This is a genomic window from Microbacterium sp. CSI-V (assembly GCF_001984105.1).
Taxonomy (GTDB): Bacteria; Actinomycetota; Actinomycetes; order Actinomycetales; family Microbacteriaceae; genus Microbacterium.
In genome coordinates this window covers 973,515-986,494 of the sequence record NZ_MTQM01000009.1, presented here as the reverse complement: position 1 = coordinate 986,494, position 12,980 = coordinate 973,515, and the positions used below count along the sequence as shown (strand labels likewise).

Below are 12,980 nucleotides of genomic sequence, written 5' to 3'. Positions count from 1 at the left end.
GGCGGCGGATCCGGCTCGGGCGCGAAAGCGACGTAGCGCTCGGGGCGGTCGGTGACGCTGCGCCCCAGATCCGCGCCTCGGCGAGAGCCCGCAGCGTCGCCGGGAAGTCGTCGACCAGCTGCACGGCCTCGCCGAGGCGTCGTTGGACCGTGCGGTCGTTCCAGCGGAGCGCCACGCCGATCTCGGCCGCGATGGACCGCAGCGCCATCTCGCGTTCCTGCACCGCGCGCGGGCGGTGCTTCGACCGCTCGAGCGCGACCCGCATCGCGGCGGCGAACTGCACGACGCGGGCCGCATCGAGCTCGGCCAGCGCCCGCTCGCTCTCGACGAGCGCGGCGACGGCGTCGGTGAGGACGGCATCCTCCCGATCGTCGAAGACGGGCGGCCGATCAGGCATGCACACATGCTGCCACGAACCTCCGACATCGCGCGGCGGCTGTCCACAGGCGCGCTCGCCTACGGTGGAGGCCTCCCCGTCGGAAGGCCCGCACATGAATGAGACCCGATCGGAATTCGCCCTCGTCGCGGCGGTCGCCCGCGCCCACGAGCGCGGGTTCGACGGCATCCGTATCGTTGCCAACCACTACGCCACGGGTCACTGGCGGTGTCGGGTCACTGTCCCGGAACCCGGTCAGGACGACGAGCAGAACGCCCTCCTCGCCTACTCCAGCGCCGGCAAGTGGGACCTCTTCCACGACGGTCGCACCGAGTGGACCGTGGATGCCATCACCGACCGCCTCATCGAACTCGCGCAGCCGTACCCCTCGGCAACCGTCCCTGATCCGGCGTACGTCCCGTGGCTCGCCGAGCTCCGGCGTCGTACGGGTGGGGGCGCGTTCGTCATGTACGAAGACGCGTACTCGCGCGAGCAGATGTGGCGGCAGCGCGGTCTCGTCAAGCTGCTGTACGCGGATGCCGAGGCACGGCGTCGCGATGCGGAGCGCCCGGGAGCCGGCGCCGTGGACGAGAACGGGTGGACGCTCGACGGCACGATGCCGGTGCCGCCGCCGCGGTGAGGGCTACGGAACCGACGTGCCCTGGTGGAACACGCACCGCGGTTCGGGCTCGCAGCGCCAGATCGACGCGCGGCGGCTGTTCCGTCCGTCGAAGCGCAGCAGGTACTGCAGCAGCACCAGTCCGGGCGCGAGCCGTCGCGCCTCGCGCTCGCTCAGCTCGCCGTCGCCACGACCGGGGTCGGAGACCAGCGCGGCGATGATGTCGTCACGTGTCCAGCGGCGTCCGGACTGGCCGATCTCGACGAAGTCCTCCGCGAGCAGCCGGCGCAGGGCGGCCGAGTCGCCGCGGACGCCGGGCGTGAGCAGCCGCTCCTCGGCCGCCCACGCCGCGGCGATGACCCGTGCCCGATCGTCGGGCACCAACGACTGCACGGGTGTCGTCGTGCCGTTCGCCCAGTCGCGGCGCAGCACGCTGTAGGCGACGGATGCCACGGGCTCGCGGTCCGCGACCGGCCAGCCGTCGCGATAGTGCGCCTCGAGAACCCACCTGCAGCGCTCGAAGGTCCGGCGCATGGCGATGTTGTCCGCGCGCGTCTGACCCTCGAGGCGGATGACGCCGGGGTGCTCCCGGAAGACGCGGTCCGTCGCCGCGGTGAGGGCGGCGGCCCCGAGACCGAACCCCCGGTGCTGCTCGCCCAGTCGCAGATCGACCATCGCCGTCGCGTCGGCGAGATCGTCCAGGCGGACGACGCCGACCCGGCCGCGCTCCTCGTCGTCGATCCAGAACGTCTCGATCTCGTCGTCGCCCCATCGCCCGGCGTCGATCGCCGCACCCGCCTGTCCCGCGGTGGTCCGCGGACGTACATGGAACGGGAAGACGTTGCGGGTGAGGAAGGTGACGAGGTCGTCGCGGTCCGCTCCCGCGGCGGCGAGGGGCGTCAGGTGCAACGACACGGATCCGCCTCCCGGCCGGGGCCCGGACGTGAGCCCCGCAGCGCTGCGGCCACGGTCAGCGCACCGACGCGCGGCGCAGAAGCGCGTACTGCCCGAGGACCGCGGCGGCGATGGCGATCCCGGCGGCCAGCGCGGCCCACCAGGGCTGGGCGTCGGCCGCGAACGGGATGACCAGGATCGCGGTGAAGCCCAGCACCAGCACCAGCACCGCGGCGAGGGCGATCGGCCCGAGCGCCCCGAACCGCACCCAGGCGGCGGAGAACAAACCGCCGACCGAAAGGACCGTCAGCGTCGCGAGGAACGCTGTCGCGGCGAGCTGGAACGGATCACCGGCGCCGAGGAGCCAGACGTCGGTCATGTAGATGTGGAAGAACCAGTGCCCCGTCGCCAGCTCGATGCCGAGGAGGACGAGCAGCATCGCCGTGACATAGAGGGAGATCGCGACGTGGCTCAGGACCGTGCCGATCACGAATGTCCGGCGGGTCGTTCCCAGAGACAACGCGAGAGGGAAGGTCAACGAGACCGTCTGTACGCCGAGCCAGCCGAAGAATCCCGGGAGGGCCCAGAAGACGGCGGCGTTGCTCCTGCTGTTCTGAACCCACTCGCTGCTGCCGGGCACGGAGCCCATCCGGACGAAGATCACGGCGAAGACGACGGTCAGTGCGAAGACGACGAGCATGATCAGGGGCGGGGTCCGAAGGAGCAGGCCGCGCTGCGAGAAGTGCAGGCGGAGGACGTCGAGCGGAGTGGCGCCGCGCCGAGCGGTGGCGGTGAGGGTGGTCATGCGCGCGTTCCTTCCAGCGACTCGGACTCGACGCCGTAGGCGGCGACGAGGTCTTGCAGGGTGGCGGGCGTGAGCTGCACGCCCGAACGACCGGCTTCGGCTCGGAGCTCCTCGTCGGCGGGCGTCTCGAGGACGACGGACGTGAGACCGCCGATCGTCCGTCGCTGGAGGACGCGGTGCCCCGGAGTCAGCGCCTCCACGGCGCTGGTCAGGCCGCTGGCGGTGACGGCGCTTCCGCGGAGGTCGTCGGCGGCGGCGGTCCGGACCAGGCGTCCTTCGTCGACGATCACGACGTGCTCGAGCAGCGGTTCCATCTCGTCGATGAGGTGCGTGGAGACGAGGATCGTGCGCGGGTGGTCCAGATAGTCCTGCATGAGGGTGTCGTAGAAGAACCGGCGGGCCGTGGCATCCAGTCCGAGGTAGGGCTCGTCGAAGATCGTCAGCGGAGCGCGCGAGGCGAGCCCCAGGACGATCCCGAGCGAGGAGGCCTGGCCCCGGGAGAGCTTCTTGATCGCCGTCTTGCGAGGGAGGCGGAAGCCGTGGACGAGGTGCTCGGCGATGTCGGCGCTCCAGCCCGCGTGGAACAGGGGAGCCACTTCGAGTACCTGTCGCAGTGTGAATTCGTCGGGGTAGCGCTGGTTGTCGCGGACGAAGCTGATGGAGGACATCGTCGGGGCGTCTTCGAACGGGTCGTTGCCGAACACCTCCACGGATCCCGTCGACGGGCGGTCGTGTCCGGCGATGATCGACATGAGCGTCGTCTTCCCGGCGCCGTTGCGACCGAGGAGACCGGTGATGGAGCCGGCGGGGATGTCGAGGGTGAGGTCGTCGAGGGCCCGCGTGCGCCGGAAGCGCCGCGACACCCCCGACAGGCGGACGGCGGGCTGCGTCATGAGGATGCCCCTTCCTGATCGATGATGCGGTGGATGTCGGTGAGGTCGAGGCCGAGTGAACGCGCCTCGACGAGCAGCGGCGCGACGAACCCGGCCCGGAAGGCCGTGGTGCGTTCGTCGCGGAGTCGCTGGCGGGCGCCCTCGCTGACGAACATGCCGAGTCCGCGCCTCTTGTGCAGGATGCCGCGGTCGACGAGGAGTCCGAGACCCTTGCCGACGGTGGCGGGGTTGATGCGGTGGAAGGCGGCGAGCTCGTTCGTCGACGGGACCTGCGTGCCTTCCGGGTAGCTGCCGGCGAGCACGCCGTCGGCGATGGACTCCGCGATCTGGATGAAGATCGGCTTGCCGTCGTCGAGCATCGGACTCCTTGGGTTAGTTACTTGAGTAATGAACCTAGGAGGTGGCGTGCGGGATGTCAATACCGCGTCGTCGGCGGCACGCTGAGGGGATGGAGTTCGCCGGAGTGATCCCGCAGGACGCCCCCGACCCGCGGCTGGCCGCGGACGCGCGGGTGCGCGCTGTGCCGTTCCCGGTCATGGAGCTGACGCCGCAGCCCGCGCTCTCGCCGCTACCGATCGCCGGTTTCGTCGAGGGAGGACTCGGCTCCGCGCAGGAGGAGTGGGCGGTGACGTTCGGCTACACCTTCTGGCGGCATCCGGAGAATCACGCAGACCCGCGCAACGAGCGCGAACTCAATGAGCGCACGCGACGGTCGATCGAGGAGGAGCCGCCATGGCCACGCCCCGCCTGGATCGTCGAGACGGCGCAGCTGTTCCGCTACCCGATGCTGCAGGAGGCGGTGCGCACCGCCCGTTACGGCTCGGAGCGTCAGGATGCCACGGTGTCGAGCCAGCTGGTCCATCACGCGAACCATGTGCTGCGGAACTCGTTCCGGGAGCAGCTCGGGCTGCCGACTCAGATCGGCGTGAACTTCGCCGGCGAGGTCGCACACTCGGCCGTGGCGCCCTCGTCGCTGGTGGTCGACGGGGAGCGGCGGTCGGCGCTGCACATCGATACCGACCCGTTCGTCTACGCCGTGGGCTTCGAGGTCGCCCAGCGGGTCGTCTGCACGGTCGTCCTCGACCGCGACGTCCTGCCGGTCCTCGACCTCGCGGTGTCGACGCTCGCCGTCGCCTAGGCGATCTCTCCCGACACGACGAGATCCGCCCGGACGCGCGTCGCCTCGATCAGTGCGGCGTTGGCTCCGTCGACATCCCGGGCCCACGCCGTCGCAGCCTCGACGGTGCGGCCGTGCCGTGTATGCCGCTCGACGAGGCGCGCCTCGCGAACAGCGTCCGGTGCGGAGCAGAACCATGCCTCGTCGAGCGCGGCGCGCACGCGCGCCCACGGGCCGTCGTCGACGAGCAGGTAGTTGCCCTCCACGACGACCACGCGCGCGTCCGGATCGATCGCGATCTCGCCCGCGACGCCCTCGTCGACCTCGCGGCGGAAGCTCGGCGCGAACACCGTGTGTTCGGTCTCGGTGCGGACGCGGTGCAGGAGCGCGAGGAAGCCCCAGCCGTCGAACGTGTCGATCGCACCTTTGCGGTCGTGGCGGCCGAGCCGGTCGAGCGTCGCATTGGCGAGGTGGAAGCCGTCCATCGGCAGCGCCGCTGCCGTACCGGGGTCCCGGGTGTTCAGTTCGGCGACGAGCAGCGTGGCGAGCGTCGTCTTGCCGCTGCCGGGGCTTCCCGCGATCCCGAGCAGGAAGCGGGGAGATCCGGATGCCGCCCGCTCGACGCGATCGGCGAGGGCGGCGACCGTCGTGCCCGGGGGACGGTCGGGAACGCCCCGGATCCCCTCGGGTGCCGCGATCACGCCGGCGACAGCGCGTAGGTGACGACGGCCCCGTACGGGTCCTGTTCGGTGACCGAGACCAGCACCGTGTACGTGCCATTGGTGAAATTGGACGCTTCGGGCGAGGTGACGCCTGCGCTGTAGCCGGCCGCGGTGAGCGCGCTCGTCGCCTGCGAGAATCCCTCGTCGACCGAGCCGACCTGGATGACGATCGACAGCGTCCCGTCGTTCAGCTCCCCGCGCACGAGGTCGCACACGACGGTTCCGTCCACGAGGGGGATGCCGGCGGCCGTGACGTCGGAGGGGATGCAGTTCTCCGCCGGAGCGCTCGGGTCGGCGGGCGCCGGGGTCTCGACGATCGCGGCGGAGGCGGAGGGCGCTGCGGCGGAGGAGTTCGCGGCGGGATCCGCGGTCGTGGTGCCGCCCGCGCACCCGCTGAGGATGGCGGTCAGCACCAGCGCGAGCGCCGGGGAGAGCAGGGCGGTTCGACGTGTCGGGTTCACGGCGTCAGCATAGGGTGCGGCACGGTCACCGTCACGAACTCGGATGCCACCCGTGGTCCGACACGCGAGATGCCCCCGTCGCCCGGCGTGAGCCGAGGCGGCGGGGGCATCCGGCGGCGGATGTCAGCGCGTGCGGGCGCTGCGACCGCGCGTGGCGAAGACGTAGATCCCGAGCACGATGATCGCGCCGATGATGGAGCCGATGATGCCCGACGGCTGGAGGAATCCGCCCATCGGGTCGCTGCCGAAGACGAGGAATCCGAGGAACCCACCGACGAACGAGCCGACGATTCCCAGGACGATGGTCATGAGGATGCTCATGCTCTGCTTGCCGGGGATGACGGCGCGAGCGATGAAGCCGGCGATGAGGCCGACGATGAGGAGACCGAGGATGGTCCAGAGCATGATGTTCTCCTTGCTGCGAGGTGCCGGGGTTTGGCACAGCGCTCCTGCTGGATGGAGCGCCTCGGAGACGTTAGGCCGAGGGAGGCGCCGGCCGCGTGCCCTTGAGCCCCGGGGATCGACTGACTATGCTTCCGCGCCCATGGGCGGGAAAACGGTCCGAGAGACATGCATATGGCTGTAGTCGCATGCGCTGGCCGCTACCTTCCTCGAAATGCATATGCCTCGTCCGCGAGGCCCGAGAGGAAGGTTGGACCCAATGATGGATCAGCAGACGCACCTCGAGATCGGACGGCCGACCGCCGCGTTCGTCGGGGCCTCGTGGGTGGCGCTGGGGCTCGGTGCCTCCGTGTATTTCATCGGCTTGGCGAACGCCCACATGGAACTCGCCGAGAAGGGATACTTCCTCGCGGTCTTCCTGCTCGGCCTCTTCGCCGCCATCTCCGTCCAGAAGGCCGTGCGCGACCGCGCGGAGGACGTGCCCGTGACCGGCGCGTACCTGGGCGTCGCGTGGGCGATGCTGCTCGCGGCCCTGGCGCTCATGTCGATCGGACTGTGGAACGCCGAGCTCCTGCTGTCGGAGAAGGGGTTCTACGGGATCGGTTTCGCGATGAGCCTGTTCGCCGTGGTCGCGGTGCAGAAGAACGTCCGCGATATCGCCGCCTTCCGGGTCGTGCACCCCGATCCGGCACCGGTCGAGCGGACACCGGGATTCCCCGGCATCTGATCGCCCCACAGACGAAGAGCCCCGGATGCCATGGCATCCGGGGCTCCGTCGTTCGCTCAGACGGCCGCGAGGGTCGACTGCCAGCCGAGGGCGGGCGCGACGTGCGTCGCGAAGTTCTCGATGAGGCGGAGGTTGAACTCCACCCCCATCTGGCTCGGGATGGTCATAGCGTGTATCACCAACACAGAGCCAAAAAGAGGCCGGACTCTACGCCGAGAGAGTCTTATTGATGGCCTTGAATAGCTGCTCCCAGCGATCAAGAGTTCCTGCACTAAGCGACTTGAGAAAAGCGTTCCGGTCCGGCATTCGGAGGAGGTGCTCGGCTGGTTTGCCGTGGAGAGTGAACGGCTCGCCTTCGGCTCGACCAATCCTTGCCAGGATGCGGTCCTTACCGTTGAGGTCGCTGGCCTTGAGACTTGTTCCAAAAGCTCCGTTGTACAGCTTCAGGTATTCGGCAGGGGTGAACAGGTCCTCGATGTCGCTCGGGCTCACCGAGCAGACCGAATTTGTACTGATGACTCGCTTCGCGGGCAGCGACTTGTTGCGCACTAGTTCGTCTAGTCTCCCCGTTGACTTCGATGTGCCGTCTATCAGGAGCGTGACATCGAGCTCGCTGAAGAGCGACACGAAGGCGGGCATGTTGGTGGCGCCGCGTGTGCTTATTACACGCCACCGAGGATCGAGACCTTCTCTGTTCTTCGAGCGCAGGTGGTCTGAGAGGATGCGGAGGTATACGTCATCGCTCCCGCCTTCGAGCAGCAGGTTGTCGGGTCCGATGAGGAGGTTCTGAGCGATGTCGTACCCAAGCGCCGCCTGCAACGGGAACGTAGCATCGTCACCTACCGTGTGAACGTCCGCCGTGACGACTGATCCCGTCTTGGGGCCTCGATCCTCCACGATGCGAACGCGCTCGACTCTGTGAGGTTCGACCATAAAAGGCGAGTGCGTTGTGTACACAACCTGGGACTGTGCACCCAGGCGCTCATTGATGAATCGAAGGAAATCTGCCTGCGCCTTACCATGCAGAGACATGGCCGGTTCGTCTAATAGAACGACTACCTTCGAGCCGAGGTCTTCGAACTCAGAAAAGGCGGCGAAGAACGAGAAGAACCATTGGAACCCCTTCGATCGCTGGTCAAAACTTCCGGTGAATCCGTGACGGCTGTCCTTGACTCGAACCTCTAGGTAGCGGACAACCGTTGACTGATAGCCTCCGTTGCCCACCACTTCTTTATCAGCGTCGATCTCGACCGACAAGTTCTGATTCTGCGTCCAGTACTCGAAGACTTGCTGGGTCAGCTCGTTACTAGCTGCCTCCAATTCGCTCTTGCGAGCGTCGAAGTCGTCTGCCTGCACATTCGAGGTGTCCGCGCCTGCCAGTCGAATGAGCGCACGTGCTGTCTGATTCGCAGAGGCCCCGGGGGTTTCGTCCTCCGCGGTGATGGATCGCAGGTCGATGCGAGAAGGCAGCGTCTGATAGTCACTGAAGTAGAAGAACCTCGGCATCCGTTGCACGAGGAAGTCTGCAACATGGGACCGTAGGGCCTTGCCACTAGGGGCGATGGCCTCTGCTTCGTCCACAAACTCTTGCAACAGGTTTCGTTTTGTTGTCTCAGCGGCCTCCTCAGAGCCCTTGAGCTTCGTGACGAGCGCTTCCGCGCGCGAGCGTGCCTCGCCCAGATCCAACGTACCTAGCTCGCGCTTCAGCTCTTCAGACGTGCTCAGAATGTAGAAGAGGTGATTGAGGGCGGCGCTCTCGTCCACGTCCAGGAGCCGCATGACTCCCTTGCCGTACGTTTTGTAGTACGTGAACTCGCCTGACGGTAGGACCCCGGCGCCGAACCGCTCTTCGAGAGCGCTCAGATCAGCAGCGTCTAGCCTGAACTTCGCTTCGATTGGGCGAGCGTCATCCAGTTCGCCGTTCTTGCGGTCTCTCGTGTAGCGCCATCGGGGATAGTCGTGCTGTGCGGAGAACTCATGCTCGCCGTTGGCAGGGTTCAGGCGATGCAGCGCCATGAGGAGGGCGGTCTTGCCTGACTCGTTCTTGCCGACGAGTGCTGTGACATCGTCTTGGAAGGTGATGGCACCACTGTCAATGACGTTTCGGAACATGCGGACCCGCGCCTCGATGAGCTTCACAGCTCCAGCATAGATTCGTGACCTGGTCGAGGCATCACCCGATTTGCGCGTCAGGCGGCGGCTCGGCTGATCCCCGTGTCGGGAAACGATGGCGTCTGCCTAGGCTGGCAAACTCCACCTATGGATGCGCGTGCTGCGGCGGCAGTTGAGGTCAGATTTGAGTACTCGGCAGCTGGATCACTACTCGGCAGGCATGAAGGGTCTTGCCTGGCCGAGTGTATGGAGATTGTCACGCGGGCTGCACTCGAGCCGGACCGTACTGCGCTCGTTATCACGGGAGATTTCGTGCGCTCCGTCCGCCATCGCTTCCCCATAGAGGTGAGGCACCTATACACCAGCGAGCGGGGGGACGGCGAGGTCGGAGCGAAGGTGATGAAAGTCGATGAGGGGATCCACGTTTTGGTCCCCGAGTACTACTTCGAGCCACAGACGGATCCATCATTCGACTACGACCTGCGTAACCGCCATGTAACCCGGCTAATGCATCACGAAGCAGGACACGTGACGATGGAACAGGCCGGCGAGGCAAGCGGTCCCACCATCGACCGAGACGGCGCTGCTCGCAGGCGGCTGGGTCTGCTGCACGGATAGGTGACAGGGGTTAGTCAGGCCGCGAGGGCCAGGGTCTTGGTCATCATGGTCTCGAACTCGACAGGCGTCAAACGGCCGAGGCGGTCTTGCCTGCGGCGTCGGTTGTAGGTCCGCTCAATCCAGGTGACGATCCCGATGCGCAGCTGCTCACGGGTGGCCCAGGAGCGTCGATTGAGGACGTTCTTCTGCAGCAGGCTGAAGAACGATTCCATAGCGGCGTTGTCGCCCGCGGCACCGACTCTGCCCATCGACCCGACCATGCGGTGACGGGCCAGGGCATGAATCGCTTTCCGAGATCGAAATTGCGACCCGCGGTCGGAATGTACGACGCAGCCGGCGACGTCTCCGCGCAGCGCGGCGGCGTTATCGATCGCGGTCACGACGAGGCGGGACTTCATCCGTGAGTCGATCGAGTAACCGACGATCTTGTTGCTGAAGACGTCCTTGATCGCACAGAGGTAGAGCTTGCCCTCGCTGGTTCGATGCTCGGTGATGTCAGTCAGCCAGAGCCGGTTGGGAGCGTCGGCGGTGAACTCCCGCTGCACGAGATCGTCGTGAACGGGCGGGCCGGCCTTGCGGCCCTTACCGCGTGCCTTCTTCTTACCGAACGCTGACCACCAGCCGTTCTCGGACGCGATCCGCCACGCAGTCCGATCCGACATCGCCTTCCCGACATCCCGGGCCTCGTCAGCGAGGAGGCGATGCCCGAACTCGGGGTCGTCGCGATGCGCGTCGAACAGCGCATTCGCGCGATAGGCCTCCACCGGTTCCGACTCGGTGATGGGCTGTGTGAGCCAGCGATAGTAGGGCTGGCGGGCGAGCGTAAGGACCCGGCACGTCACCGTGACGGGATCCCGTCACAGGCGAGCTCTTTCACGAGCGGGTAGAGCCTCTTCCCGGCAGATGCGCCTGTGACAGATACGCCGTCGCCCGGCGCAGCACCTCGACCTCCTGCTCGAGCAGCCGGTTGCGCTGGCGCAACTCGCGAAGCTCGGCGTCGCGGTCGCTGGGCGACGGCGAGCCCGCCTCGGAGGCGGTCCTCTCGGCACGCGATCGGGCGAGCCACTTCGTGAGAGTCATCGGGTGAACACCGAAATCGGCGGCGATCCGCTCGATCGTCATGCCGGGCTCACGGTTCTCCGCGACGCGCACCACGTCGTCACGGAACTCCTTCGGGTAAGGCTTGGGCACGATGGCATCCTTCCAGGCCCACCCCTCGGGGCAAGCCAGATCAGATGTCACCTATCCGTGCAGCAGACCCCTTCGCCCGCGTCGAGTCCTTTATTTAGGATCAGGACGGGCGCCTCGTATCGCTCGACCTCAAGTCGCCTTCCGTTCGAGACGCCATCGAGGCGATTATGAACGAGAACGTGCTCGGAACGTACCCCTCGCGCGGAGGGTATCTGCACTAGTTCTTCGTCTTGGCGCAGGCTTACCCGCACCGAATCGCCGCACGCCGAGACGTCCTGAGGCGGTCCGCGCCAGCCGCGCTCTCATCGTCAGCGGAGTTCCGACGCCGGCGCGCTGTCCGGAGTCTCTTCAGGTGCTTGCGGCTCTGCCTCGTCCACCGCGAAGTACTCGCGGCCAAGGCGAGCCGCCTGCGACAGTGTGCCTTTGTCTGTCACAGCGGTGAGCATGCGCTCCTCGGGTACCCCTAACTCGTGCAGCAGATTCAGCACCACGACCGCGGCAGTTACCTCGACTACGGCGTGCAGTTCGTGGAGTGTGTAGTCAGAGGTGCGGCCCACATGCGCGAGCGTATCGCGGGCATTGACGGCAGCCTTGATCCACTTCTTCGGATCGGGGACAACCGACGTGCCCACCTCGCCAAGCCGCTCGATCAGATCGGCCAAACGCATCTTTAGGCTGGGCTCATTGCGGATGAGCAACCCGTGAAGCCATTGCTTCCGCTCCACCGGCACGGTATCGAGGAGCAGTGATCGAATGACCTTGAACTCGTCGTCGGGTATCGGCGGCGCGGGGTCGAGCGCGCGGTGCATCGACTCCGCTGCACCGACCGCCGTGATTACGCGCGGCTCCAGGTATCCGCCCTCCGCGTAGCGCAGTCCGAGGATCATTGCTCGGGTCGGGGCGAAGCGGTCCTTGACCTCCATCCACCGGGGGAGTAACTCGCTGAACGGCACGTCGGCGAGCGTGAGGATGAATGGGCGCGGGTACTTCTCCTTCTTGCCTGGTTCGGCCACCTTCAACCAGTGGGAGTACACGTCGATGGCGCGCCGCTCAGTCCACTCGGGGTGGCGTTCGCGACGCCCTTCATCGGGCGGCAGGTGCAAAGTAGTGCGGATGAGCGCATTAGCCGTCTGCGTCGACAGTGACAGCAGGTGCATAGTCGAGGTCCACAGTTCCATGAAGTATTCGAGGGACTAGGGCTCGTCGGGCGTGTATTCGATCTTCGCTTGCTCCGTCACACGACCGATCAGCCCGCCGCGCGTGCGTTCACCGTGCGGCAAAGTGTGGACAAGTGAGAGCTTCGCCTTCGCGCCGTCGAGCGCAGCTTCGAGCGGTGTGGTGGGAGCGATAGTGATGTTCCCGCTGCCGCTGAAAGCCTTTCCCTCGTCCTTGAGGTCGTAGTTGAGCTGCATGCCTCCGAGGCCCGACCACGCCGTTAGGTGCTCTGCGAACACCGTGCCTGCGATGAATTCTTGCTCGTCCTCCCCACCTAGATGACACCCGACGAGCGCGGTTTGCACCTCCAGCACCTGAGCGCTCGGCTGCCACGTCGACGGATCGATGCCGCGTGCGTTCACGGACTCGACGTGGAGAAGGGTGACCTGCTTGCCCTCAGCCCGACCGTGGATGACCGGGATCGGACCGCGCCGACCCTGATCCATGGAAAGCCCGCCGCCTTCGAAGACGTGCCGGATGCGAGTGCTCCAGCCCCCAACAGTCCTGAGGGTGAGGCCCCTCTCCGGCTCGTAGTAAAGAACACCGGACCTCAACGCGTCCGTCTCGTCCGGCAACCACCACTGCCCCGACCACTCCTGTGCCTCGTCCAGTGTCGCGTCGTCCATGTGAGCCCCTTCCCCTCGGCTACCGTAGCGACGTCCTGAGCGCGGTGGGGCGGATTGGGGGGCAACCACCGCGCCGAGACGGGATAGACCGCGAGCGCCCGCCGCACGGCGGCTTGCGTCCCGTCCCACGCCGACGCGCGTACCCATCTCGCACCGAGTGCTCCAGTGGGACGACGACGGCCTAGCTGCCGCCCTTTGCCAT

The 12,980-nt window shown here is 66.8% G+C and carries 15 protein-coding genes and 2 pseudogenes; 5 read left to right on the top strand and 12 right to left on the bottom strand.

Features of this window, described 5'->3' with window-relative positions:
• The first annotated feature begins 142 nt into the window (after nt 1–142).
• Nucleotides 143–499 carry a hypothetical protein gene (locus CSIV_RS18155; RefSeq protein ID WP_139340733.1) on the top strand — a complete coding sequence of 119 codons (357 nt, stop codon included), beginning with the start codon at nt 143–145 and terminating at the stop codon, nt 497–499.
• Nucleotides 492–1,016 carry a hypothetical protein gene (locus tag CSIV_RS18495; RefSeq protein WP_077052252.1) on the top strand — a complete coding sequence of 175 codons (525 nt, stop codon included), beginning with the start codon at nt 492–494 and terminating at the stop codon, nt 1,014–1,016. The genes CSIV_RS18155 and CSIV_RS18495 overlap by 8 nt, the downstream gene beginning before the upstream one ends.
• Nucleotides 1,017–1,019: 3 nt before the next feature.
• On the opposite strand, the gene CSIV_RS18760 is transcribed toward CSIV_RS18495, so the two are convergent.
• From CSIV_RS18760 to CSIV_RS15565, 4 genes are read right to left on the bottom strand one after another with little or no spacing between them, the layout of a single operon-like run.
• Complete coding sequence (locus CSIV_RS18760; RefSeq protein WP_077052251.1) at nt 1,020–1,910, bottom strand: GNAT family N-acetyltransferase; 891 nt, start codon at nt 1,908–1,910, stop codon at nt 1,020–1,022.
• Nucleotides 1,911–1,965: 55 nt separating this feature from the next.
• Nucleotides 1,966–2,694 carry a hypothetical protein gene (locus tag CSIV_RS15575; protein ID WP_077052250.1) on the bottom strand — a complete coding sequence of 243 codons (729 nt, stop codon included), beginning with the start codon at nt 2,692–2,694 and terminating at the stop codon, nt 1,966–1,968.
• A complete protein-coding gene (locus CSIV_RS15570) occupies nt 2,691–3,587 on the bottom strand; it encodes an ABC transporter ATP-binding protein (protein WP_077052249.1) in 897 nt (298 codons plus the stop codon). The genes CSIV_RS15575 and CSIV_RS15570 overlap by 4 nt, the downstream gene beginning before the upstream one ends.
• The gene (locus CSIV_RS15565) at nt 3,584–3,946 is read right to left on the bottom strand and encodes a GntR family transcriptional regulator (RefSeq protein ID WP_077052248.1); all 363 of its coding nucleotides are present in this window, start codon (nt 3,944–3,946) and stop codon (nt 3,584–3,586) included. The genes CSIV_RS15570 and CSIV_RS15565 overlap by 4 nt, the downstream gene beginning before the upstream one ends.
• 89 nt (nt 3,947–4,035) lie before the next feature.
• On the opposite strand from CSIV_RS15565, the gene CSIV_RS15560 reads away from it, so the two are divergent.
• On the top strand, nt 4,036–4,725 hold the full coding sequence (locus CSIV_RS15560) for a hypothetical protein (protein WP_077052247.1): 690 nt from the start codon (nt 4,036–4,038) through the stop codon (nt 4,723–4,725).
• On the opposite strand, the gene CSIV_RS15555 is transcribed toward CSIV_RS15560, so the two are convergent.
• The 3 genes from CSIV_RS15555 to CSIV_RS15545 form a co-directional block, all read right to left on the bottom strand.
• Nucleotides 4,722–5,405, bottom strand: a complete 684-nt coding sequence (locus CSIV_RS15555) for a nucleoside/nucleotide kinase family protein (protein WP_274519547.1) — start codon at nt 5,403–5,405, stop codon at nt 4,722–4,724. The two genes, CSIV_RS15560 and CSIV_RS15555, sit on opposite strands and share 4 nt — an antisense overlap.
• Nucleotides 5,402–5,887 carry a hypothetical protein gene (locus CSIV_RS15550; RefSeq protein WP_077052246.1) on the bottom strand — a complete coding sequence of 162 codons (486 nt, stop codon included), beginning with the start codon at nt 5,885–5,887 and terminating at the stop codon, nt 5,402–5,404. The genes CSIV_RS15555 and CSIV_RS15550 overlap by 4 nt, the downstream gene beginning before the upstream one ends.
• 123 nt (nt 5,888–6,010) lie before the next feature.
• A complete protein-coding gene (locus CSIV_RS15545) occupies nt 6,011–6,292 on the bottom strand; it encodes a GlsB/YeaQ/YmgE family stress response membrane protein (protein WP_077052245.1) in 282 nt (93 codons plus the stop codon).
• Nucleotides 6,293–6,551: 259 nt separating this feature from the next.
• Between CSIV_RS15545 and yiaA the strand changes: the two genes are divergently transcribed.
• Nucleotides 6,552–7,016 (top strand): inner membrane protein YiaA, encoded by a 465-nt coding sequence (yiaA, locus tag CSIV_RS15540; protein ID WP_139340766.1) that lies wholly within the window; start codon nt 6,552–6,554, stop codon nt 7,014–7,016.
• A 56-nt stretch (nt 7,017–7,072) separates the two neighbouring features.
• Here the strand turns inward: yiaA and CSIV_RS18795 are convergent.
• Together CSIV_RS18795 and CSIV_RS15535 are read right to left on the bottom strand one after the other, a co-directional pair.
• Nucleotides 7,073–7,183, bottom strand: a pseudogene (locus CSIV_RS18795) (LLM class flavin-dependent oxidoreductase); the annotation flags it as partial.
• Between the two features lie 40 nt (nt 7,184–7,223).
• A complete protein-coding gene (locus CSIV_RS15535) occupies nt 7,224–9,155 on the bottom strand; it encodes an AAA family ATPase (protein ID WP_077052243.1) in 1,932 nt (643 codons plus the stop codon).
• Between the two features lie 120 nt (nt 9,156–9,275).
• On the opposite strand from CSIV_RS15535, the gene CSIV_RS15530 reads away from it, so the two are divergent.
• Entirely contained in the window at nt 9,276–9,746 is a 471-nt protein-coding gene (locus CSIV_RS15530) for a hypothetical protein (RefSeq protein WP_139340731.1), read from the top strand.
• A gap of 14 nt (nt 9,747–9,760) precedes the next feature.
• Here CSIV_RS15530 and CSIV_RS15525 read toward each other — a convergent pair.
• From CSIV_RS15525 to CSIV_RS18750, 3 genes and pseudogenes are all read right to left on the bottom strand, one after another.
• Nucleotides 9,761–10,937: pseudogene (locus CSIV_RS15525) on the bottom strand (IS3 family transposase).
• A 308-nt stretch (nt 10,938–11,245) separates the two neighbouring features.
• On the bottom strand, nt 11,246–12,115 hold the full coding sequence (locus CSIV_RS18755) for a HEPN domain-containing protein (RefSeq protein WP_077052239.1): 870 nt from the start codon (nt 12,113–12,115) through the stop codon (nt 11,246–11,248).
• Nucleotides 12,116–12,130: 15 nt separating this feature from the next.
• Nucleotides 12,131–12,778 carry a hypothetical protein gene (locus tag CSIV_RS18750; protein WP_077052238.1) on the bottom strand — a complete coding sequence of 216 codons (648 nt, stop codon included), beginning with the start codon at nt 12,776–12,778 and terminating at the stop codon, nt 12,131–12,133.
• Between the last annotated feature and the right edge of the window lie 202 nt (nt 12,779–12,980).

What these genes read in the sequence shown, in the direction of transcription:
- CSIV_RS18495 (WP_077052252.1), top strand. Translation starts at nt 492, where the DNA reads ATGAATGAGACCCGATCGGAATTCGCCCTCGTCGCGGCGGTCGCCCGC.
- CSIV_RS15575 (WP_077052250.1), bottom strand. Translation starts at nt 2,694, where the DNA reads ATGACCACCCTCACCGCCACCGCTCGGCGCGGCGCCACTCCGCTCGAC.
- CSIV_RS15570 (WP_077052249.1), bottom strand. Translation starts at nt 3,587, where the DNA reads ATGACGCAGCCCGCCGTCCGCCTGTCGGGGGTGTCGCGGCGCTTCCGG.
- CSIV_RS15565 (WP_077052248.1), bottom strand. Translation starts at nt 3,946, where the DNA reads ATGCTCGACGACGGCAAGCCGATCTTCATCCAGATCGCGGAGTCCATC.
- CSIV_RS15560 (WP_077052247.1), top strand. Translation starts at nt 4,036, where the DNA reads ATGGAGTTCGCCGGAGTGATCCCGCAGGACGCCCCCGACCCGCGGCTG.
- CSIV_RS15545 (WP_077052245.1), bottom strand. Translation starts at nt 6,292, where the DNA reads ATGCTCTGGACCATCCTCGGTCTCCTCATCGTCGGCCTCATCGCCGGC.
- yiaA (WP_139340766.1), top strand. Translation starts at nt 6,552, where the DNA reads ATGGATCAGCAGACGCACCTCGAGATCGGACGGCCGACCGCCGCGTTC.
- CSIV_RS15530 (WP_139340731.1), top strand. Translation starts at nt 9,276, where the DNA reads ATGGATGCGCGTGCTGCGGCGGCAGTTGAGGTCAGATTTGAGTACTCG.
- CSIV_RS18755 (WP_077052239.1), bottom strand. Translation starts at nt 12,115, where the DNA reads ATGGAACTGTGGACCTCGACTATGCACCTGCTGTCACTGTCGACGCAG.
- CSIV_RS18750 (WP_077052238.1), bottom strand. Translation starts at nt 12,778, where the DNA reads ATGGACGACGCGACACTGGACGAGGCACAGGAGTGGTCGGGGCAGTGG.